We start from the raw sequence: 22,790 nt of genomic DNA on the forward strand, positions 1-22,790 counted from the left end.
CTATTACTGAGCCGTTAAAATCAGCGGTCCATTCGACGTGATTGCGATCGTATGCTCATATTGTGCCGACAACTTGCCGTCGGCCGTTCTCGCCGTCCACTGATCGTCGTCGATCGTGATACGGAACGTTCCTTCGTTGATCATCGGTTCAATCGTAAACACCATGCCTTCTTTTAATCGAATGCCTTTGCCGGCTACGCCGATATGCTCATAGGTCGGTTCCTCATGCAGGCTCCGCCCGATCCCGTGTGCCAACAGATCACGTACCACCGAGTACCCATGCGCTTCCGCATGCTTTTGAATCGCCGAGGTTATGTCGCCGAGCCGGCCTCCGGGTATAGCCCGAGCAATTCCCAGATCCAAGCATTCCTTTGTCACCTTCATTAATTTTTGCACTTCCGGCCGAATATTGCCTACCGCATAGCTCACACACGAATCGCCGAACCATCCCCCGTATTCCACGACGATGTCGAGTTTTAGCAAGTCTCCGTCCATGATTACCCGTTTCGAAGGAATGCCGTGGGCCACCACATCGTTGATCGAAATGCAAGTTTCGGCGGGGAAACCATTATAGCCTTTCGTAAACTGCTTGCCACCCAGCTTAGTGATGTGCCTGGCAACAAAATCATTGATTTCTAGCGTGGTAATGCCGGGCTCGATTAGTTTGGTCACCTCGCGGTAGCAGTCCGCAACGATTTGGCTCGCCGGCTTCATTTCTTCAATTTCCTTAGGTGATTTTATAATGATCATCTTGTGTTTATTCACTCCTTAGGCATCCTATAATTTTAAGAACCGGACGATATCCCTTGCCTCTTCGTACAGCTTTTCGCGACGCATCGATAGCGAGGCGCAGCCAACCAAGGCAGCCAGCAGCATTTCCGCGCGCTGCAGCCGATAGGGCTGCTCCGCCACATTTCCGCCGGAAGCGGCATCCTCGTCCGCCGCATGCTCGGTGTCCATAAGCGCAGCAAACGGAGCGAGCACCTCATCCTGAAAAGCAGCCGTGAGCTTGGTCGAGCGTGCTTCAGGTAGCGAGGTAAAGCCCTCAAGAGCCAGCTTATACAGCAGGTATAGGGCGTGGTCCTCCGCCCAGAGCTGCAGCAACCGCACGCAGGCCGCCGCGACGGGGCCAAGTTCTGCGGAAGCGGTCGTTTCGTGGCTTCCGCTTTGGAAATCCGCGACAGCTAAGTTCCTAGTATCTACCGCAGAAGCAAAGGCGAGGGGCCCATTCGCTGGCTCCTCCCCCGAAGTCGAAGTGTGCGGGGCTACTGGTGCTCCCCCGACCCGCTCCAATGCGTCCCACAGCAGATCATGGAGCAAATCGCCTTTATTGCTGTAATAATGGTATACCGTGCCATATCCGAGTCCCGCCTCAATGGCCACATCTCTGATTTCGAGTAAAGACCCTTTATTCAAAAACACATCGGCAGCGGCTTTACGGATTTGCGCCAGACGCCGCAGCCGGATCTCTTCGTTTTGTTCTTTCGTGCGTGGAGTCATCTCTTCGGCTCACCTCTTTTGTTTTTGACCTACTCTTATGTCAATATAAAACATTAGCTTGCAAATAACAAGAATTAGCTGGAGGATTACGGAAAAACAGACATACTAAGCGGGTGCCCCGGCTTAATATGTCTGTTACTTAACAAGTATATAGCTTTACCACAACATAATGACAAAGCATTCTAACACTTAGTTCTTGTCCTTCCAAATTAACTCGAACCATTTCACTCCTTGATTAGCCGTTGAATGTTACTCTAACCAAAATACATTTGGATACCATTGTTTTGAAGATGTGGATTACCAGGCATACACACCTTGCTCATTCAAGAATTCGCCGTTATGATGTTTGCCATCTGTCGCATAACCCACGATAATTGCAGCAGCTGCCTCTTTTGATTTACCGCCTTCAGCATTTCCGTTAAGATCTGTTGATGTGAATCCAGGCGTTACCGCAAATACTTGAGCCCTGCTGCTTTTAAGTTCATAAGCCATCGAAACAGTCATAGCATTGTTGGCCGTTTTGGATGAGTTATAATCGAAAGCATTTAAAGCAAATCCAGCATTTTGCATATGATCCAGAGAAGCCATGTCGGTCGATACATTAACGATTGTGCCTTCATTATCTTTGATTAACGGGAACAAACGCTGGTTCAGACGAAAGGTTCCAAAAAAGTTGACTTCAAAAGCGTTCCTTAGATTCTCCTCTTTGGTATCCGTAAATGAACCCGAGAAATCACCCGGCATACCCGCATTATTGATCAAAAGTGTTAAGTCTGGATAATCCTTAGTAATTGTAGTAGCTGCCCGTTCGATACTTTTCAAGTCACTCATGTCGATTTGCACAAATTCTATGTCTAACCCCTCGGAAGTTAACTCGGAAACAGCCGCTTCGCCCCGTTCAGCGCTACGTGAACCAAGGAGGACTTTCCAGCCGGCTTGACCTAATTGCTTAACAATTTCGAATCCGATACCTTTATTTGCTCCAGTTACAAAAGCGGTCTTCTTCATGTGAATCCTCTTTTCTCTAATTTGATTTCATTAACAATGTATAAGTTACTATGCTACACTTAGTGTAGGTCAACCATAAATTTCGATAAATGAGGGTTAGCATGTTAACGATTGGAGAAGTAGCGAAGAAAGTCGGTATCAATATTGGCGCGATACGCTTTTACGAAAGAAAGGGACTGTTGACGCCTGCTGCGCGAAGCGAGCAGAATAACCGTCTTTACTCCGAAGATGATCTGAACTGGCTGGTTTTTATCAAATGTCTTCGCGAAACCGGGATGAGTGTGGAGGATATCAAAACGTATTATGACAAAGTAAATGAAGGAACCTCGACTCTGCCGGAAAGAACCAAACTGATTCAAGATCAAAGGCAAAAGTTGCTGGAAGATATCGAGGAGAAAAAAGCGCAGCTCGTTCATTTGGACCATAAACTGGAGCGCTATTATCGGGGAGAAAATTATTAAGATAAGTCTTTTCCTAAAGACAAAACTTTTGAATTTCATGTAATTAGAATGTTGAACCCAAAGAAGGCAGACGATCACGTTTGATCGTCTGCCTTCTTCATTTTATTTAGCTATAGTTCGCATAAGCTAAAGTTTCAACATGGATCTCCCTTTATATTTGCTATTAGTCATTATCTTACTAAAGATTAACATATACCATCTATCCACAAATGAGAAATTCACCTGCTCGTTAGCTTAATCAAACTATTGTTTAAATAGGTTGACAATGAGAATTGTTATCAATAATGTGAAGTGAGATACTATCGAAATGAGGTACACAACGTGAAAATAGACGTGAATCAGTTAGCACAACATTTTGCACATATTCCTTTTCAAGTAGAAGGAATATATCGATATGCTACAAATCCAGGAGTGACTCACGCTGACTATACCGATTCCTTTCCTGGATTTGTATTTCCCCTTACAGGAAAGATACAATTTCAATTTAATGATACCCCTTATATCCTTTCGCCAGGAAAAGTGGTGCATGGTGGGGCAAAAATGAAATTGGATGAAAAAACGTTTGATAACTCCAATTGGGAATATATCCTTGTTTTATACCGAATATGCAGCTCAGAATTAGAAGAGTCAAGCTTTTCCCATCAGCATTTTGAATTATCAACGGGACAATCCCCTCGTCTTATCGAACTAATTATGCAGCTTTGGCATGTGTACAATCAGGGTGGCGGCATTTCAATGTTTCAGACTGAAATGCTTTTTCGCGATGTGCTGAACGAAGCCTTAATAAGTGTGGCAAATAGACAAATGAGTAGTGAATCACAGGCTTTATTCGAACGGGTATCTAATTATATTCATGAATACTACTATCATGGCCTTACCATAACATCACTCGCAGAACAATATAACGTTAATCGAAATCGACTTTCTTACATATTTAGAAAACATGCAGGCATGGGACCGGCAGAATATCTATTAAAACACCGTCTCAACAGGGCGCAAAATATGCTATTTACAAGTGATGTACCAATACAGCAAATTGCACAAACCGTTGGAATTGTTGACCCCTTTTATTTTAGTAAAGTGTTCAAGAAACAATTTGGCTTTTCGCCTAGTGAATATCGACAAAAGTTCATCAATAATCCATGTTAACTTCAACAGGCATCCATTTTAAAGCCAAAATTAAATCAGTATACTTTTGGCAGACCAAGGAAAACATCATCATGGCTTGAGTTGCGTATACAGCATTATATCGAAGGTGAAAAATAAGGAGGGCTTACTATCCATTATCAAGCGATTAAACTAAGCGAAGAACTATCTAAAATAAAAGATAATTGGTCACCCCAACTAATTGGTGAATTGAATGACCATGAATTTAAGATCGTTAAAATTGACGGGGATTATGAATGGCATGTTCATCCCGAAACCGATAAGTTATTCTTCGTGATTGAGGGTGAGATGATCATTGATTTTCGTGATGGTCAGGTGAGGATTTCCAAGGATGAGATGTTTATTGTCCCGAAGGGACTCGAGATCAAACCCTCCGCCGAAAAGGAATGTCATATCATGTTGATGGAACCTAAGAGTGAAGTAGATGCTGGCGGGACTGAGTCCGCATAAATAGCCAACTACGTTTCATCGAACGGACATTGTAATAAATGAAACTAAGCCCCTTCAGCAATGAAGGGACTTTTGCTTTTTAAGATAACACATGTGACTGAACAGTTGAATGGTTTACTAACAAACCGATTTATATAAACAGATTATGATTTGCATGAGCTGCCTGCCCCAGATAGTAACCCACTCCACCGATGTTAACCGAATCCATTAATTCTTCACGCTGAATCCCCATTAAATCCATGGACATCTGGCAAGCGACAAACTCAACTCCCTGCTCAGTTGCGGTCTGCATCAGTTCTTCCAAAGAAGCAACATTGTTATTCTTCATAACGCCGCGGATAATCTTTGGTCCAACTCCGAGCATATTCATTTTGGACATGCCAAGCTTGTGGCTGCCGCGCGGTAACATCATGTCAAACATGCGGCCGATCATTGTTTTGGATACAGGCTGTGGCTGATGCTTACGAATAATATTTAATCCCCAGAAAGTGAAGAACATGGTTACTTTACGTCCACTTGCTGCTGCCCCATTTGCAATAATCAGAGAAGCAATCGCTTTATCTAGATCACCACTGAAGACAACCATCGTGCTCGCAGGCTCCTCTTTAGGAGTTTCCATAGCTGAAGATACGGTCTGCGCAGCATTCTTGGCAATTACCGCTTCAATAGTACCGCCTTTGGATCGTTCCAAGTGTAGAAGTGAGGAACCAGACATCGTTGTCCATGCTTTCACATCTTCATAAAATCCTGGATCGGAAGCTTTCACCCGCAGGGTCTCTCCATTCGATAGTTGATCCATTTTCTGCTTGAGTTGTATCAGCGGACCGGGACAACTTAAACCGCACACGTTCAACTCATTATCGATACGTTGTGGCTGTGCAGAGATTGGATTGGAGAGCTCTGTTTCCTTTACAGCATGTATCGGATTATTGTTCTGATCCTGCCCGTCATTATTTTCATCGTTTCTCATAGGAATTGGAGCAGGCTGAAATTGTGCTTGGCGGTATGTCTTATAACCTCCGCTCAGATTTTTCACATTAAAGCCATGCTGACGCAAAATCTGCGAAGCTGTATATCCTCGTAAACCAACCTGGCAGTATACCCAAATATCTTTGGTTGGGTCTAATTCATCTAACCGCTGACGAAGCTCATCCACTGAAATATTTATGGAGTCCGGAATATTCCCATTGCGATGCTCCAGCTCACTGCGTACATCCAACAATATCGATTGCTCCAGCTGGCGATCAGATAGCTGATCATAGGTGAACGTTTCAACACGTCCAGCCGTAATATTTTCAGCTGCATAACCAGCCATATTAACTGGATCTTTCGCAGAAGAATACGGTGGCGCGTAACTCAACTCGAGCTCTGTCAAATCACTGATGTGGCCCCCAAAATGAATGGCTACAGCAATGTCATCAATCCGTTTATCCACACCGTCATAACCAACTGCTTGTGCGCCTAAAATTTTACCTGTCGGTGTAAACAGTAGTTTAAGAGTAATCGCGCTGGAACCCGGATAATACGATGCATGAGATGCAGGATGCACGACTACAGTTCGATAATCGATGCCGAGACGTTTTAGTGTTTTCTCATTACTGCCTGTAGCTGCCCCGGTCATTCCAAACACTTTAATAATGGCTGTCCCTTGTGTTCCTTTGTAGATGGAACTTAGTCCAGCAATTCGATCTGCAACAATGCGTCCCTGTTTGTTGGCAGGTCCAGCAAGCGGAATAGCTGTCTTTGTGCCATGAATGGTTTCAGTTACTTCGATTGCATCGCCAACAGCATAAATATGTGGCACACTGCTTTCGAGTGCTTCGTTGACCATAATATGTCCACGTGTTCCTAGGGAAACTCCGCTATTTCTCAGAAAAGCTGTATCTGGAGTTACTCCTATCGCAAGAATAACCAGGTCAGCTGTCAGAATACGACCATCTGCAAGCTCAACACCAATTCCCTGCTCAAGTTCCTGAAAGCCCTGTACACGTTGGGAAAACAGCAGCTTTACCCCATTTTGCTCCATTTCCTGTGCCAATGCTGCGGCCAGTTCAGCATCAAATGGAGTGAGTAGCTGACCATTACCCTCTACTAACGTTACATTCAATCCGGCTTCCTTCAAATTTTCTGCCATTTCAACACCAATAAACCCTCCACCAATAACAATTGATGATGCGTTGTTAGATGAATTTATTTGCTTCTTGATCCGATCAATATCTGGAATGCTGCGCACTGTATAAATCAGTGGATTATCCGTACCCGGCAGATCTGGAATGATTGGCTTGGCACCCGGTGACAAAATTAATTCGTCATAGCTTTCTTCATATTGACCGCGCTCCTGGCTTTGTACCTGAACTGTACGAGTATGCGGATCAATAGCGATGATCTCACTTTGAGTACGTACATCAATATTAAATCGATCGACCATACCTTTGGGAGTTTGTACCAGCAAACGCTCTCGATCCTCGATCGAGCCACCAATATAATAAGGTAAGCCGCAATTGGCAAACGATATATAGGGTCCTTTTTCAAATATGATAATTTCGGCATGTTCATCCAGACGGCGCAGACGGGCAGCTGCTGATGCACCACCCGCTACTCCGCCCACAATCAGTACTTTTTTACTCATGATTCACAATCTTCCTCTCCAAACAAAATAGGTATTATTTGTTCAATCCGTTGGTCGGCAAGCACGTAATTTACTTCAAGGCCATTGCGCTCAGTCGCTACAATACCTGCACTACGCAGCTTCTGCAAATGCTGAGACACTGTTGATTGGGGAAGGTCCAGACACTCCTGCATATATGAAACGTTACATTTCTTTTTTCGCATCAACCCGCGCACAATGCACAGGCGAATTGGATGAGATAAAGCTTTCAATAAATTAGCAGGTTCATCGAACTGTATTAAATTAGTGCTATCAAAAGCTTCTGTATTCAAAAATATCCCTCCTGAATCGTTATATCGTAATATTACGATATTTAAATTGAGATGTCAAAATATTTTCATTCCCCTGTTTAACTTCCACTTAGAATCAGTAGAATGTCGTATCAAATACTATTAGATCCAGTACTATCAAGACATTTACAAAAAACCGATAAACACACAGTAGATGTGGTGTTTATCGGTTTTTTTAACTGCCCTTATATCATGAATGAATAATTCCCGTTCTGGGGAATCAATATAAAATTAAAGACCTGATAAGAAAGAACATACACAGAACTCCCAGCAATAGAAACATCATTGCTGACTGACGTTCACTCTTCCACAATCGAAATGTATTAGCAATACTCAAAATTGCCAATGCAAGCATATTAATTCTAGTATTCATTTCAAAAAAATTAATACACAGTAGAATAAATACCACGATCCCGACAAAAAGAAACCATATCGGTATATTCTTAGTAATCCGTTTATTCATTTCATTCCCCTTTTAAAATTTATATTCTATCTCTAATAGGGTATTCTTCAAATTTATTGAAATACCTTCATAATTTCAGAAAAGTAGGAATCGTAGGCGTCCACGCTAGTCACGAAAATGCGTGCTTTAATCCCCACTCGTAGCCGTTAACTCATACTCCTGCTTAATAGGGGAATAGCCGATTATTGCGGTGTTTCTACTTCCAAGGTTGAATTTTTATACGAAACATCGGATTCCGAGCCCATGCATCATGAGGTGCCTTTTCAACATATGACACGGTGTCATTTTATTGTTGACGTATGACATTGGTGTCATATATAATTCATTAATCAGCAATTGTGACACGGTGTCACTTATTAAGATTGGAGGATCATATTTGCCAAAAAAAACATTTTTCCACTTATCGAAAGATAAACAGGACACGTTAATTCAATGTGCCAAAAGGGAATTTTCTCGAGTTCCATTACACGAAGCATCCATTGCCAATATCATCAAAGACGCGGGGATCTCTAGAGGAAGTTTTTATCAATACTTCGAGGAAAAAGAGGACCTATATTATTATCTGTTGAACCAATCCTCACAAAAAAATAGTGACCGATTTATTGCAGCTTTAAAGGAGAAAAACGGAGATGTATTCGAAGCTTTTATTGATTCATTTCAATTTATGATTCAGAATCACACCAATCAAGAACACAAAAACTTTTTTAGAAATGCCTTTTTAAATATGAATTATAAAACGGAAAAAACATTTACGAAGAACATCTATGAAGAAAATCGGGATAACCATCTTTTACCTATCATTGGGTTAATGAATACGGAAACTTTGAATATACAAGGGGAACGAGAATTGCAGCATATTTTAAAAATCATTATAGCTGTAACCTTTGATAACCTGATTCAAGTGTTCGTAAAGGATTTAACCTATGAAGAAGCTTCAAAAAATTATGGTGAGCAAATGGAACTGCTAAAAAGAGGATTTAAAAAAATTTAATAGATAGAAATATTTATACACATATATTTAAACGAGCTAAGGGATTAAATGAAGTGTCAAAAAAGGAGAAAAGACATATATGGATTCAGCTTTACACGAAAAAAAACCACCCTATTTAATGATTGCGATTCTTTTTATCGGTGCATTTGTTTCATTTCTAAATAACTCGCTCTTAAATGTAGCACTGCCATCCATCATGGTGGATTTGAACATTAAAGATTATTCCACGATCCAGTGGTTGTCTACTGGCTATATGCTGGTCAGTGGTATATTAATTCCGGCGTCAGCATTTTTATTAACACGTTTCTCCAATAGAAGTTTGTTTATTACTTCCATGACCATTTTCACTTTAGGTACGGCCATAGCAGCCGTTGCCCCAAACTTTGGTTTATTGCTTACAGGAAGAATGGTTCAAGCAGCAGGCTCTTCAGTAATGGGACCACTGTTAATGAATATTATGCTGGTAAGTTTCCCACGAGAAAAACGCGGAACAGCAATGGGTATTTTCGGGTTAGTTATGATTACCGCCCCGGCAATCGGGCCAACATTATCAGGTTTCATTGTAGAATATTATGACTGGCGTTTACTTTTCGAAATGATTTTACCGTTAGCCGTTATTAGTTTACTGTTAGGGATTTGGAAATCCAAAAATGTAATGCAGCAAAACAAAAATGCAACACTGGACTATTTCTCGATCATATTATCTTCCATCGGTTTTGGTGGTTTGTTATATGGGTTCAGCTCTGCAAGTTCAGATGGCTGGACAGATCAAGTTGTCTTAATCACTTTAATCGTCGGAGCTATTGCCCTGATCACCTTCGTTGTCCGTCAATTGAAAATGGAAACACCATTATTGGATTTACGAGTTTACAAGTATCCGATGTTTGCCCTTGGCTCTGTTATTGCGATTGTAAACGCAGTAGCGATGTTTTCCGGAATGATTTTAACACCGGCATACGTACAAAACGTAAGAGGTATTACACCACTTGATTCAGGTTTAATGATGTTGCCAGGTGCGATAATCATGGGGATTATGTCACCTATTACAGGTAAACTGTTTGATAAATATGGCCCACGTGTTCTTGGAATAATCGGGCTTACAATTACAGCGATCTCAACGTACATGTTGGCAAACCTGCAAATCGACTCGACTCACACTTATATTATCCTTGTGTACACTCTACGTATGTTTGGTATGGCAATGGTGATGATGCCTATTATGACTAACGGCCTGAATCAATTACCAACACGCTTAAATCCACATGGTACAGCTGTCAACAATACAGCTCAGCAAGTGTCCGGTTCAATTGGTACGGCCATTCTGATTACGATTATGAATTCGGTGACAAAAACAAAAGCTGAAGATTTAATGACTGGTGTTGATCCAACAACTTTGACAGCAGCCAATAAAGCTTTATTAACCCAAGAAGCGTTATTAGCCGGAATCCAATATTCATTCTATATCGCTCTTGGCATTAATATTGTCGCATTAATATTAGTTTTCTTCATTAAACGAGCGGAAGTCAAAGATGAACCTGTCGAGGCTTTAAAAAATCAGCAGGGTAAATCTAAAACAAAACCCGCAGTAAATTAATTAAAAGCAATTGATCAAAACAGAACGCAGCCAAAATAAGAAACTAAATTAAAGAATATATAATAAAAATGGAGCCTACTATCGTTAAGATAGCAGGCTCCATTTTTTCTCTCCTCTAAACTTACATGTTATGTATGTTTTCAATCTAATCGACCGGGTATATATTCATCAATGATCTGTTCACTTGGGAGGCTAGGTAATCACCCGATTTGTAAAATTCGGCTATGTAGCAGAAGGACGGGTTGCTCTTTTAATTGATAATGGAGAGGTAAATCAGAGCTTGCTCAAGAAATATGATATTGAGTATAAACAATTACTCTCCATGCTTCGAAAGCAGAGTGTTTTTTCGCTTCAAGAGGTCAAACATGCCGTTTTAGAAATAGATGGGTCTCTGTCCGTCCTTCGCAAACCTGAATATGAACCACCATCTGCCCAAGATTTGGGACTCGAAACACCTTCCGATAATTTTGCTATTACAGTGATTGATAAAGGGGAATTGCTGAAGATGTCGATGAAAGGAAAGGAAATGGATACGGATAAGGTAAGAATCGAGATGCAAAAGCAGGGATATGACAATATTAAAGATATAGCTTACGCGGAATATGGTGAGGATGGAACACTTTATATCATACCGAGAAAGAGGAAGAAAAACCGAACAATCATTAGAAATATGACATAAAACTTTAACTTTACTCCGTAGAATATCCGTTTGAGTGATTCGCATATTGAGTAGATCCATAGTATTTTCATTTCAATTATTCCTTTCAAACACAAAAAGCCGGGAAAAGTTACTCCCGGCTTTTCGTGTTATTTTCCAGTTTCAGCAAATGTCTGTATCCGTTCCCCAATCTGGTCACGAACCCTTTGGAATACAGCCCATTTCTCTTCTTCTGTACCTTGCGCTTTCGCGGGATCATCGAATCCCCAGTGTTCTCGCTTCACTTGTGGAGGGGTCATTGGACATTTATCTGCCGCATCCCCGCATAATGTGACGACGAAATCTGCACTTTTCAGTAGCTCGGAGTCAATGATGTCCGAAGTTTGGCTCGAAATATCAATACCTACTTCGTTCATCGCTTCCACTGCTTTTGGATTCAAACCGTGTGCTTCGATTCCTGCGCTATAAATGTTCCAGTCCTCACTCAGGCACTTTTTAGCCCAACCTTCAGCCATTTGGCTCCGACACGAATTGCCTGTGCATAGGAAATAAAGTATTTTTTTGCTCATGTTCATCATCTTCTCCTTGTGGTTTGAATTTATAGAATGCTTAACCACAGATATAGACCCACTAGCGTAATGAGTAAAGTCGGAACTGTGATAATGATACCTGTCTTAAAGTAGGTGCCCCATGAAATCTTGACGCCTTTGGTGCTGAGCACATGAAGCCAGAGCAGTGTTGCCAGTGAACCAATCGGTGTAATCTTGGGACCTAGATCGGAACCAATAATATTGGCGTAGATCAATGCCTCCCGAACGGTTCCCGTAGCCGTTGTTGCGTCAATGGCGAGTGCGTCAATTAAAACCGTAGGCATATTGTTCATCAGAGATGAAATGATCGCAGCAATAAAGCCCATACCAACCGTTGCGACAAACAATCCTTGATCTGCCACGGCCTGGATGGCTACGGCCAGCAGATCCGTCAGACCCACGTTACGCAAGCCATAGACCACGACATACATACCAATAGAGAAGAATACGATTGCCCAAGGCGCTTCCTTAACGACTACTTTAGTCGGTACAGCAGAGCTTCGAGAAGCCATAATCAGGAAGAATATAGCCACGACTCCTGCGACAATAGATACAGGCACACCAACAAATTCACTGCCAAAGTAACCGACCAGCAGGATACCAAGTACAATCCATGACAACCGGAACATCTTCAGATCTTTGATCGCTGTTACAGGCGCTTTCAGTTCACTGGCATCAAACCGTTTGGGAATGCTTTTCCTGAAAAAGAGATACAATACACCGATACTTGCAGCCAGTGAAAACAGATTCGGAATAAACATTCTGCCTACATACTCCATGAACGTAATACCGAAGAAATCGGCAGATACGATGTTTACCAGGTTACTTACAACCAGTGGTAATGAAGTTGTATCCGCAATAAATCCGCTGGCAATAATGAAGGGAAACACTTTTTTCTCATCAAAATTCAGTGCGCGGACCATTGCCAGAACAATTGGGGTCAGAATCAGTGCTCCCCCGTCATTGGCAAAGAAAGCAGAAACTACAGCTCCTAAGATGGAGACATATACAAACATCCGAACCCCTCTGCCATGAGCTGCCTTCGCCATATGTAAAGCTGCCCATTCAAAGAAACCGATACGATCCAAAATCAATGAGATGATAATAATGGCCACAAAAGCAAGCGTGGCGTTCCATACCATTTGCGTAACATCCCAAACATCATGGAAATGAACTACGCCTACAAGCAACGCCAGAATGGCTCCGCCGCAAGCAGACCACCCTATGGACAGGTTTTTAGGCTGCCAGATGACGAGCACTAACGTGATCAAAAAGATGAAGCAAGCAAGAAAAGTAGAAAACAAACATATACGCCTCCGATCAAATTAGTTCCATTTGTATAATCATATAACAATATACTTATATATTGCTCAAAAATTAATTACATACGGATGAAATGTTCTCTTTATTTAAAGACTTAAGAATGGCTGCAGAATCTGGCATAAATTCCAACACAGATTTAATATAAGGTTTATCCTCTACATTCAAAGAGTAGTATACCCATTGTCCACGTTTATTCTCTTTGACCAAGCCTTGATCCTTTAACTTGCGTAAATGCTGACTGACCCCAGGTTGTGACATGTCCAGAATGTCTACAAACTCACACACACACCATTCACGTTCTTGGAGGAGTGTAAGTATCGTCAGACGAGTCTTATCCCCCAGCAATTTCAACTTTTCCGATGCTTCTTGAATAGAATCCATATCACTTACCCCTTCTCTATATAAGCACATGCTTATATTATAATGCAAAAGTGTTATTGTCAATTTTAAATTCCAAATGAACCTGAAAGTATTGGTTATAGTTAAACCAACACTTTCAGGTTAATCAGACCTATTCTATATTAATTGGAACAAGATGAACTACAATCAATTGTTTGCTCGGCTACCTGTACTTTTGGACGATTTAGACTGCACACACCCGTTTCAGGTAGATCCAGTTCTACTTTTGTAGCTGCATCCAGGTCACCTGCTAGAAAAGCTACCACCGAACGAACTTGTTCATATCCGGTAGCCATCAGGAAGGTTGGCGCACGTCCATAACTTTTCATCCCAACAATATACAATCCTTGTTCCATATGACGCAATTCCTTCTCCCCATGAGGACGAACAGTACCGCAACTATGAACATTCGGATCAATTAACGGAGCAAGGGTTGCCACACTTTCTGTGGTCGGGTCGATACTCAGCCGTAGCTCCCTGAGGAAGGACAAGTCAGGCCGACTTCCGGCATTCACGATGATCTCATCAATATGTGCTATCACCTGTACCACACCATGTTGCTCTCCGCTTATGGTAATCTGCTTCCCTTCCTGCTTCAGTTCCTGAATATGGAACGGTGTAACAACAGTTATTTTTCCGGAATCCACCAGTTCATGAATACGACGTCCCAGTTCTCCTCGCGCTTCGAGCTGATCACTCGCTTCTCCGCCATATGCTTCCTCCACTTGATCTTTTCTCATGATCCAGGTCAGTGTCATACCGGAATTTAATTCTTGAAGCTTGGCAAGATCAAGTAATGTATTCAAGGCCGAGTGTCCGCTTCCTACTACTGCGATATGTCTATCTGTGTAGCGCTCTCGATCTATTCCAAACACATCCGGAATGCCATAAAATATATGGTTACGAAGAGCTTGTTCTCCAGGGGTCAACACGCCGCTGGCGAGTACAGGGTTAGCATGCCCCCAAGTTCCTGAAGCATCAATGATAGCCCTCGCCTCATACCGCTTAGCCTCACCCTCTTCTTCAACGTAGATCATAAAGGGTTGTTTTTCTCGGCTTGCTGTTTTCATTTTGTCTGTATTTTTGCGACTAATCCCCACAACACGAGAATTTAAATGAAGATTGGACTGAATCTCCGGAAGTTCTGCGAGCGGGAGCAAATACAGATCCCGAAGTTCATGCCCTGTTGGTAAATCATCTGGAGCAGGGGCAATCCATCCCTTCTTGGATAACAATCGTCCAGCCGCTTTATTTACGTTATACTGCCATGGTGAGAACAGACGAACATGGCCCCATTGGGAGATATTCTCACCTACTTTAGTCCCCGCCTCAAGAATAATAAACGATTGGCCTGCTTCAATCAGATGAGCTGCTGCAGCCAAACCAATAGGTCCTGCACCAATGATAACAACAGGTAAATGGGTTAACTCTCCTTGGTTTAAAGATTCCAAAGGGGAAACCTTCTTTTTCTCTAAAGTGGGAGCACAGCAAGAATCAACTTGTTTGAATTCAACGTTTTTCATATCAATGTACCTCCAGTATGTTTAAATATACTTGCATTTTGCAAGTGTTTGAGTAATGTAACGGGGTAATGAAGCCCATTACCCCAGCGGCGTACAACACATTTTCGATTTTAGCATGCTCTCATTGAGCAGTTTAATGGATTGAATGACGGTCTCCTTTTCTGTATCCGTCATGAAAGAAAAAACCTCATCCAGATGAGTATTCATCCGATGATCTATAGCCGTTGTTACAAATTCTCCTTCGTCTGTCAAACTGAGAATGTATACTCTGCGATCCTCAGGCAGTGGTGTTTTTTGAACCAAATTTTTCTTAATCAGGGTCTGTACTTGACGACTGAAGGTTGTGATATCCATGGCGAGCGTTTCAGCAATTTGTTGCATGGACGGCTCATGTTGATGGTTAATTTCGTATAGAATATGGCTCTGAACCAGCGATATTTCATGCTCTCCAACCGTGCAACAATTTTTATCCAGTAAGCCGAAACGACGGACCATAATTTGTAGTGGCTCTCTGGGATTCTCAATATCTGACAACATAATCACCTCCGGTCATCATTATATACAAATTACTTGCAGTTTGCAAATATAAAATCAAAAGAGCATCAAATAATGTCTAATTTAAATTTTAAAGTCTAAAATTTTAACTATAAATTTATTTTTAGAAAGGGGTAGCAGCAAAATGTCAAATTTTCTTCATACTATTACGGCAAACCATTGACTTGTCTGTGACAATAGTCACGCCGTTATGATAATTCTGATATATTAATACATGAGATGAATGATCTTGATCGTAATGTCAATGAGTAGATAACTACACATCATTACTGTATGGATATTAGGAGGAATAAGATTGTGTTATTAGCGCTATTAAGTATAGTTATGGTCGTACTGTTTACAGCATTCATTGTTCTTAAAACGTATAAGCGAAAAGAAAAACTTACAGGTATGCCTGGCATGATGATCGCTATGACCATTGGCATGATGTCCAGCCTTGTACTCGGTGTACAATTAGGCATTGTATTTCCTCGGGATTTAACAGTCCCATCCATTGCCGCCATATTGTTTGGCTTAGGAGCCGGATACTTCACAGGCAAACCTATCAGTATATTGGCAACTTTGGATGGTATGTTGGCAGGAATTATGGGCGGCATGATGGGAGCAATGCTCGGGGTAATGATTGGTCCTTCCTATCTCATGATGATATTTGTTGACATCCTATTCATTTTTATTATGAGCGTTGCTCTTCAATTGTCGAATCAAGAAACGGATACTAGCGATAAAACAAATAAAAGTGGGATTGGTATGCCGTTTATTGGAGGTATACTTACTGTAGCTTTTGGAATTATAGCTGTAGGTGCAACGTTATTTTACCAATATCAACCGAATGATACATCGGCAATTAAATCACAAGAATCACAGAGTGAGCAAGCTACTTCTCTTCAAGAAAATTCAGAATATCAGATTGTTTCCGTCGATGTAAAATCAGATGGTTTTAGTCAAGAAAATATTGAAGTAAAAGCTGGCGTTCCAACAAAAATAAATTTTATAAAACATTCAGGTTATACATGTATAAGAAGTGTTCAGTCTAAAGATTTAGGAATAGATGTGTATCTCGAAAAAGGAGATAACTTCATTACCTTAAAAGATCTGAAACCTGGAACGTACAACTTCAATTGTGGCATGTACATGTATTATGGAACGATCACCGTAGTATAAGCGAGAAATGTAGGATCATAATAGGGAACTTTATGTCAGTTACTCATGACACAAAGTTCCCTATTTAAAATTGTTTTTATGGACTTTTATATAACAAAAAACCGCCAGCAAAAGCTAGCGGAAATTCATAAGCTAGTATTAAACCAAGAAAGCTTTGGAGATGATAACCAACAAAATAAACAATACCAGAATTGCACCAACGGACGTGAAGCCACCGTATCCTCCACCAAGTCCGCCTACATTCCCATATCCAACTTCGCTCATGTTTCTTCCCCCTCTTTTGTGGTATGTGTTAGATTATTCAGGATTTGTTAATTTGACAAGGCTAAAAATAAAAATAGGCTAGGTCTGTGGGACATGCATGTCCATCTGGAAGATAACTATAAAAATGCTTTTCCGCTCTTTCTGGCTAATGGTGTAACCGGAGTAAGGGAGATGGGCGCGGCGCTGACAAACGTCGATATATGGAAAACGAGGATTCAAGCCGGGATGCCTACACCACGTCTTATCTATGCAGGTTCAACTCTAAATGGAGGTCCTGCTGACGAGGCACCCTTCCCTTCCCGAATTTGAAGCGGAAGGGCTTTTCGTGTCCGTATCTACTCAACAAAAAGACCGCTTCCGAGTCCATGTAATGGCTCAGAAAACAGTCTTTTTCCTCTTTATTCAGCTTGCCAAATATCGTTCAGCTTCCAATATGTCAACCCATTTACTTGAGTCTTTCCACCCTCAGTGATAAGTTCAATACCTGAGAGCTTCCCACTCGGATAGATACGACTTGTCATCGTAGCTTGCCCTTCATTTGCGAACATTTCAATGGATGAACGATCCAGAAATACATGTAATGTCAGCTGTCCCTCAGCATTTAAACCTGCACGACGAACGCCATCCGTCTTCTTGCCTGATTTGGAACAATCAAGTATAAGCTTCTGATCCGGAATGGAATAAGTGATCACCGTTTCCTCATGACCTGTACCGCGAAGCTTCAAGCCCACCAGATCCGCACTTGTCTTCGTCAGGTCAAACACGACTTTCACTTCAAGCAGATCCGCTTCAACTTCTGTCAAGGAGCTTCCAGAAATCACATGATCCTGATACACAACATGTTCACTTTGGCGAAGCAGCTTCATTTCGTCAACCGGATTCATCAGAACTTTGTCATTCTCACCCAATGTAAGCACACGTGGGATGGTGAGTGCACCGCACCAACCGTCTGCTTTTGTTGGCATATCGGCTTCCCACATATCCATCCAGCCAATCGCAATCCGGCGACCTTGATCATCTAAGAAAGTTTGAACCGCGTAGAAATCATGACCATGATCAAGCTCAATAAACTCTTCATGCTTGTATTCATTTTTTTCATAATCATATTCCCCAACATAGTACCCAGTCTGAAATAAGTTATTGTACTGATCTCCTTGCGCATCAATACCTTGAGGAGAGAACATAAATACATGCTTGCCGCCTAGTTCAAAGAAATCCGGGCACTCCCACATGAATCCCATATCCTTGTCTCCCTGCAAAAGCACACCATGATAGATCCATGATCTAAGATCCGCAGATGTATACAGAATAACACGCGGTACATCTTCTTTCGTACTGTTACCCAGGATCATGTACCATGTATCCTCGTGCTTCCATACCTTCGGATCACGGAAATGCTGGGAGCTATCAGCCGGAGGCTCAGCAATCACGGGATCCTGTTGTAATTTTGTGAAATGAATGCCGTCTGTGCTTACTGCCACGTTTTGATTTTGGAAGAAAATATTGTTCGGTTGATCAATGTAATGATGTCCAGTATAGATCAATGTCAATTCGCCGTTATTATCTACTGCGCTGCCTGAGAAGCAGCCATCCAGATCACACGCATCTCCTGGAGCTAATGCAATCGGACAATGCTCCCAATGCACAAGATCTTTACTTTTGACGTGACCCCAATGCATGGGTCCCCAGTTCTCATCATACGGATGATGTTGATAGAAAGCGTGATATTCGCCTTTATACTGAATTAATCCATTTGGATCGTTAATCCAGTTTGCAGGTGCCATAATATGATACCCCAAGCGATAACGCTTGTTCATTTTTCCTTCTGCCTTTTTCAAAGCTTCCTCAGCTTGCTTCGTATTGTTGTGATAAGTGTTCATCATGTTTTCCTCCTATGCTGGTTCAATATGCGATTTAGGTTTAGGATCCAGCTTATTCAAGTTTTTCGGATCTCTCTTTAAGGTAAAGATTGAGATTGTCGTAAAGGCAAATACGAATATACCCATAAGCACGTAAGTATTCGAGAAACCTCTGATGTCATAAAGCGTACCGGCGATGGGTGAAAAGATCGAAGCTCCTACCTGACTCGTAAACTGGAAACCAACCAGATACAAGATCGATGACAGACGCGTGTCGAAATTAGCAGCCAAGTATTTGAATACGGAGATTAGCATAATGGGCAGTTCCAGTGCATGAATCAATTTCATAGCGGATATACCGTAAGGTCCGATAACGAGGCCGGAGCCCATAATACGGAATGCCATTAAGAATCCTGCCAATATCAGGCCCTTCTTAGCTCCAGTTTTGTTTACGATAAACGGTGCTAAGAACATCATGCCTGCTTCCAGGAACACTTGGAAAGAATTTAAGTAACCGTATACTTGATTGCCTAATGCAGTGCTCGAGAATGTCGATGAGAAGTAAATCGGGAATTGCTGGTCATACACATTGTATATACACGTAACTCCGAGCACATATAAAATGAAGAACCAAAAATGCTTCTTCGCAAACAAATTACCAACTTGCTTAAAGTTAATAGATTCAGCCCGTTCCATCTCGGATTCTGTCATCTCTACCTTGATTGTCATCATGATGATGAACAGAACGATAGCAGATACAGATGCAATCCAGAAGTTAATGTTAGGGTTGATATTAAAGAACTGACCGGCAAAGAATGTTGCTGCCGCCCAACCAAGCGAGCCCCACATCCGAGATTTACCATATTCAAATTCATATTTACGGCTGACTTTCTCTACATACGATTCAATAGCTCCAATCCCGGCCAAGAACGAAACACCCAAGTATAGTCCACCTACCACTGCGCCAAGAAATACATTGTATTGGAGTAAAGGTCCGTAGATATAGATATAGAATGGACCAACAAGTAAGAGCAAACCGCTGATTAGAAATAAAATATGCTTTTTCAATCCGATCTTATCGGAGATATAGCCATAAAGCGGTTGCATACATAATGCAAAGATAGCGTTTACAGTAAAGATAATGCCAGTCTCAGCACCATTCAGACTGATTTCTTGCCCCAGCCAGATGGAGAACAATGAATAACTTGCTGACCATGTAAAAAAGAAAAAGAAGAAATAGGCGCTTAGTTTCCAGTACATGCTCTTTGAATGTCTCATATCGAACGCTCCTCTAAGTTGAACATTTAATGTGAATGTAAGCACTTTAATGCGCTTGCAAAATCGATTATATGTCAAGCGGTTTCATATGTCAACCGCTTGACATATTTTCGAAAGAAAAAGGAGCTTCCCTTAATCCCAGCACCCTAAGGTTAGCTCCATTCGTCTTGTCTTCAAAAAATTTGTAGTAGATATGAAAATTAAATTACACTGTACCCGCTTCAATAAGTTTCACAGGCAGATACGTTTCTCGCGGGACCTCACTGAATTCACCTTCAATTTCTTTAATGACTAGCTCTACGGCAGATCTCGCAATTTCCTGTATAGGTTGCTGAATCGTCGTTAATTCAGGAAGCAAGTTACGAGTTGTTTCGGTTCCGTCATAACCAATTACACGAATATCTTCAGGAACACGTTTGCCACGTTGTTTTGCTTTAGCAATGAATGACGCTGCCACCAAGTCATTACTCGCAAACAATCCATCTACTTCGGGATGTTCATCAAGCAAACGCCCAATCGGTTCATCATGATTCTGTTGATGGAATGGATCATATACTTCATAAGTGATCGCTTCGCGACCATGTTGCTCCATGACATCTTCATATGCTTTTCTTCTTAAGCTTGCCGGAGTTTCCAATTCGACAGGTCCATTAATATGCAAGATGTGCTTGCATCCCTTGTCAATCAGCAGCTCAGAAGCCATTTTTCCGCCCATGTAGTTATCCGATCCTACGACAGGAATCGTATCCGATAAGAAGCGATCAATCGCAACAACCGCAATATTTTTCTGATCATAATTAACAATGCCTCGGTTATGTGTCCCTACGATAATGCCGTCAACTTGATTACGCATGAGCATATCCACATATGATTCTTCTTTATCCAGCTGATTCAAGCTATTACAAATCAGTAGTTTATAACCTGATGACGCACAAATATTTTCAATATGAAAAGTCAACTCACCAAAAAAGGGGTTGCTTGTTGTGGGTATGATTAATCCAATGAGATTGGTTCGTTTACTAAATAATGACCGAGCTACATCATTTGGAAAATAGTTCAGCTGCTGCATCGCGTCATGGACTCGATTCTTCGTTTCCTCACTGATATAGCCTCGATTATTGAGCACCCGAGAAACCGTCGTCGGTGAAACTCCTGCTAAATCTGCAACATCATTAAGTTTAGGTTTCATTGATTGCTCCCTGCCTTCTTTCCATACCATATGTACAATTATCCCTCCATTTTAACATGGTTAAACGTGAAAGGACATGCTCCAGCCTATATTGAATCTAGGCTCAAATTAAAACGACAGCCCAGTAAATTACTGTTCTGCCGTTAAAATAAACATGATATTAATTGCATGCATGGTGATCAAGCGAGCGCATCTACTCTTACAAGTTCAGATCATCTGCGAGTGCTTCAACTCCTGTGAAGATAGAATCGCCATACCCCCAGAAGTTGTTGAAATCAATAACGTAAATTTTCTTGTTCTTAATTGCATTAACACTTTGCAATTGCTTGTTGGCTAGCAGCTTTTCAATCGTTTGTTCTGGATCAATACCGCCGGCATATTTCGAAATAATCATAGCATCTGGATTGATCTCGATTAGCTTCTCCAAACTAAGCGTGCCTTCCTCGTTAATGAGCATATTATGCATATTGATTAATGACATTGCACTTTCAATAAATGTGTCTCCATTTCCGTTGTACACTCCAATGGTTCCATCACCATTATCAAAGAAAGATGCATAGTTGATCGTTTCAGCGCTTGCTCGAGCCGATAACGCTTTCTCACGTGCTTTGAGCTGTTCGATATATGCCGCTGCATTCGCTTGTACGTTAAATATTTTACCCAGCTCAGTGATATCCTGATATAAATTATCTAATTTTGCATCAGTAACGCTGGTACTTTGTACAAATGTTTTGATATTCATCTGATTCAGACTATTTACAGTACCAACACCCCAATCAGCATCTTCAAACAATCCCCCACGCCCCATAACCAGATCAGGTGAAGCACCTATAGTTACTTCCTTGCCTACATAACCTTCAGATAACACAGGAATTTTTTTAAAATCTTCAGCAATATCATTAGGTACATTGCCAAATAACGCCGCTACGCCAACAATCTTGTCAGTCAAGCCAAGACGAATCAATAACTCCGCTGCACCTTGTGTATTGGCAACCACTCGTTCAGGTGCCTTATCAAAGGTTTGTTCCTTTGCCACCCAAGTGCCGTTTTCAGTTGTAAAGTTTGAAACAACGATTGGGTATGTTGTTTGAGCTGCGCCTGTAGCATCCGCATCCGTTTCTTGCTCATCTGTTGAAGCATTCGTAGCGCTATCCGTCACGGCTTCCTGTGAGCTAGTGTTTGCATCTTTGCTGCTATCATTACCACTGGAGCAAGCTGCAAGCACAAAAACAAGTGCAGTAATTAAACAAAGGATTGCTCCTTTTTTTACTCGTAAAAACATTCAAAATCTCTCCCTTTTCCTTTTTCTTTTTGGCCAATATGTATCATAGTCATTGTCAGTATACAGCAAATGTCGAATTACGTAAATGAGAATGATAACTATTATCACAATAAGAAA

The 22,790-nt window shown here is 41.5% G+C and carries 23 protein-coding genes; 8 read left to right on the top strand and 15 right to left on the bottom strand.

The annotated features are described in order from the left end of the window. Positions 1-3: 3 nt before the first annotated feature. The 3 genes from map to CS562_RS12435 all read right to left on the bottom strand — a co-directional run bounded on the left by map (position 4) and on the right by CS562_RS12435 (position 2,508). On the bottom strand, positions 4-750 hold the full coding sequence (map, locus tag CS562_RS12425) for a type I methionyl aminopeptidase (protein WP_076289299.1): 747 nt from the start codon (positions 748-750) through the stop codon (positions 4-6). Between the two features lie 27 nt (positions 751-777). After that, complete coding sequence (locus tag CS562_RS12430; RefSeq protein ID WP_099856025.1) at positions 778-1,500, bottom strand: TetR/AcrR family transcriptional regulator; 723 nt, start codon at positions 1,498-1,500, stop codon at positions 778-780. Positions 1,501-1,797: 297 nt separating this feature from the next. Further along, complete coding sequence (locus CS562_RS12435) at positions 1,798-2,508, bottom strand: SDR family NAD(P)-dependent oxidoreductase (RefSeq protein WP_099856027.1); 711 nt, start codon at positions 2,506-2,508, stop codon at positions 1,798-1,800. Positions 2,509-2,609: 101 nt separating this feature from the next. Here CS562_RS12435 and CS562_RS12440 point away from each other — a divergent pair, with 101 nt between their 5' ends. The 3 genes from CS562_RS12440 (at position 2,610) to CS562_RS12450 (ending at position 4,586) form a co-directional block, all read left to right on the top strand. Beyond that, a complete protein-coding gene (locus CS562_RS12440; RefSeq protein ID WP_076289296.1) occupies positions 2,610-2,969 on the top strand; it encodes a MerR family transcriptional regulator in 360 nt (119 codons plus the stop codon). Between the two features lie 321 nt (positions 2,970-3,290). After that, complete coding sequence (locus CS562_RS12445; RefSeq protein ID WP_099856029.1) at positions 3,291-4,118, top strand: helix-turn-helix transcriptional regulator; 828 nt, start codon at positions 3,291-3,293, stop codon at positions 4,116-4,118. A gap of 207 nt (positions 4,119-4,325) precedes the next feature. Continuing rightward, positions 4,326-4,586: a cupin domain-containing protein gene (locus CS562_RS12450; RefSeq protein ID WP_373561724.1), complete on the top strand. Its 261-nt coding sequence runs from the start codon at positions 4,326-4,328 to the stop codon at positions 4,584-4,586. 130 nt (positions 4,587-4,716) lie between these two features. Here the strand turns inward: CS562_RS12450 and CS562_RS12455 are convergent, their stop codons facing one another. After that, entirely contained in the window at positions 4,717-7,215 is a 2,499-nt protein-coding gene (locus CS562_RS12455) for an FAD-dependent oxidoreductase (protein ID WP_099856033.1), read from the bottom strand. Further along, entirely contained in the window at positions 7,212-7,526 is a 315-nt protein-coding gene (locus CS562_RS12460; RefSeq protein ID WP_099856035.1) for an ArsR/SmtB family transcription factor, read from the bottom strand. Before CS562_RS12460 ends, CS562_RS12455 begins: the two co-directional genes overlap by 4 nt. Positions 7,527-8,383: 857 nt before the next feature. Here CS562_RS12460 and CS562_RS12470 point away from each other — a divergent pair. The 3 genes from CS562_RS12470 to CS562_RS12480 all read left to right on the top strand — a co-directional run bounded on the left by CS562_RS12470 (position 8,384) and on the right by CS562_RS12480 (position 11,271). Next, entirely contained in the window at positions 8,384-8,998 is a 615-nt protein-coding gene (locus tag CS562_RS12470; RefSeq protein ID WP_099856039.1) for a TetR/AcrR family transcriptional regulator, read from the top strand. A 79-nt stretch (positions 8,999-9,077) separates the two neighbouring features. Then, positions 9,078-10,592, top strand: coding sequence for a DHA2 family efflux MFS transporter permease subunit (locus CS562_RS12475; protein WP_099856041.1), 1,515 nt, complete (start codon positions 9,078-9,080; stop codon positions 10,590-10,592). Between the two features lie 199 nt (positions 10,593-10,791). Beyond that, complete coding sequence (locus CS562_RS12480; protein ID WP_099856043.1) at positions 10,792-11,271, top strand: DUF421 domain-containing protein; 480 nt, start codon at positions 10,792-10,794, stop codon at positions 11,269-11,271. Positions 11,272-11,399: 128 nt separating this feature from the next. Here the strand turns inward: CS562_RS12480 and arsC are convergent, their stop codons facing one another. From arsC to CS562_RS12505, 5 genes are all read right to left on the bottom strand, one after another. Then, on the bottom strand, positions 11,400-11,819 hold the full coding sequence (arsC, locus tag CS562_RS12485) for an arsenate reductase (thioredoxin) (protein ID WP_099856717.1): 420 nt from the start codon (positions 11,817-11,819) through the stop codon (positions 11,400-11,402). Positions 11,820-11,848: 29 nt separating this feature from the next. After that, positions 11,849-13,144, bottom strand: coding sequence for an arsenic transporter (locus CS562_RS12490; RefSeq protein ID WP_076289287.1), 1,296 nt, complete (start codon positions 13,142-13,144; stop codon positions 11,849-11,851). Positions 13,145-13,217: 73 nt separating this feature from the next. After that, on the bottom strand, positions 13,218-13,544 hold the full coding sequence (locus CS562_RS12495; protein ID WP_099856047.1) for an ArsR/SmtB family transcription factor: 327 nt from the start codon (positions 13,542-13,544) through the stop codon (positions 13,218-13,220). A 140-nt stretch (positions 13,545-13,684) separates the two neighbouring features. Then, positions 13,685-15,085 (bottom strand): NAD(P)-binding domain-containing protein, encoded by a 1,401-nt coding sequence (locus CS562_RS12500; protein WP_099856049.1) that lies wholly within the window; start codon positions 15,083-15,085, stop codon positions 13,685-13,687. A 78-nt stretch (positions 15,086-15,163) separates the two neighbouring features. After that, positions 15,164-15,610, bottom strand: coding sequence for a MarR family winged helix-turn-helix transcriptional regulator (locus CS562_RS12505; protein ID WP_099856719.1), 447 nt, complete (start codon positions 15,608-15,610; stop codon positions 15,164-15,166). Positions 15,611-15,937: 327 nt separating this feature from the next. On the opposite strand from CS562_RS12505, the gene CS562_RS33410 reads away from it, so the two are divergent. After that, positions 15,938-16,801, top strand: a complete 864-nt coding sequence (locus tag CS562_RS33410) for a cupredoxin domain-containing protein (RefSeq protein ID WP_257219468.1) — start codon at positions 15,938-15,940, stop codon at positions 16,799-16,801. A 138-nt stretch (positions 16,802-16,939) separates the two neighbouring features. Here the strand turns inward: CS562_RS33410 and CS562_RS33190 are convergent, their stop codons facing one another. Next, positions 16,940-17,065, bottom strand: a complete 126-nt coding sequence (locus CS562_RS33190; RefSeq protein ID WP_063562644.1) for a hypothetical protein — start codon at positions 17,063-17,065, stop codon at positions 16,940-16,942. Positions 17,066-17,158: 93 nt separating this feature from the next. Here CS562_RS33190 and CS562_RS32590 point away from each other — a divergent pair, with 93 nt between their 5' ends. Continuing rightward, positions 17,159-17,374 (top strand): hypothetical protein, encoded by a 216-nt coding sequence (locus CS562_RS32590; RefSeq protein WP_125477271.1) that lies wholly within the window; start codon positions 17,159-17,161, stop codon positions 17,372-17,374. An 89-nt stretch (positions 17,375-17,463) separates the two neighbouring features. On the opposite strand, the gene CS562_RS12515 is transcribed toward CS562_RS32590, so the two are convergent. From CS562_RS12515 to CS562_RS12530, 4 genes are all read right to left on the bottom strand, one after another. Next, positions 17,464-18,945 (bottom strand): glycoside hydrolase family 32 protein, encoded by a 1,482-nt coding sequence (locus CS562_RS12515; RefSeq protein WP_099856053.1) that lies wholly within the window; start codon positions 18,943-18,945, stop codon positions 17,464-17,466. Positions 18,946-18,957: 12 nt separating this feature from the next. Next, positions 18,958-20,202 (bottom strand): MFS transporter, encoded by a 1,245-nt coding sequence (locus CS562_RS12520; RefSeq protein WP_099856056.1) that lies wholly within the window; start codon positions 20,200-20,202, stop codon positions 18,958-18,960. A 205-nt stretch (positions 20,203-20,407) separates the two neighbouring features. Further along, on the bottom strand, positions 20,408-21,391 hold the full coding sequence (locus CS562_RS12525; RefSeq protein ID WP_099856721.1) for a LacI family DNA-binding transcriptional regulator: 984 nt from the start codon (positions 21,389-21,391) through the stop codon (positions 20,408-20,410). A 199-nt stretch (positions 21,392-21,590) separates the two neighbouring features. Continuing rightward, positions 21,591-22,673 carry an ABC transporter substrate-binding protein gene (locus CS562_RS12530; RefSeq protein WP_099856058.1) on the bottom strand — a complete coding sequence of 361 codons (1,083 nt, stop codon included), beginning with the start codon at positions 22,671-22,673 and terminating at the stop codon, positions 21,591-21,593. Positions 22,674-22,790: the final 117 nt, after the last annotated feature.

It is taken from the genome of Paenibacillus sp. LK1 (assembly GCF_002750415.1).
Taxonomy (GTDB): domain Bacteria; phylum Bacillota; class Bacilli; order Paenibacillales; family Paenibacillaceae; genus Paenibacillus; species Paenibacillus taichungensis.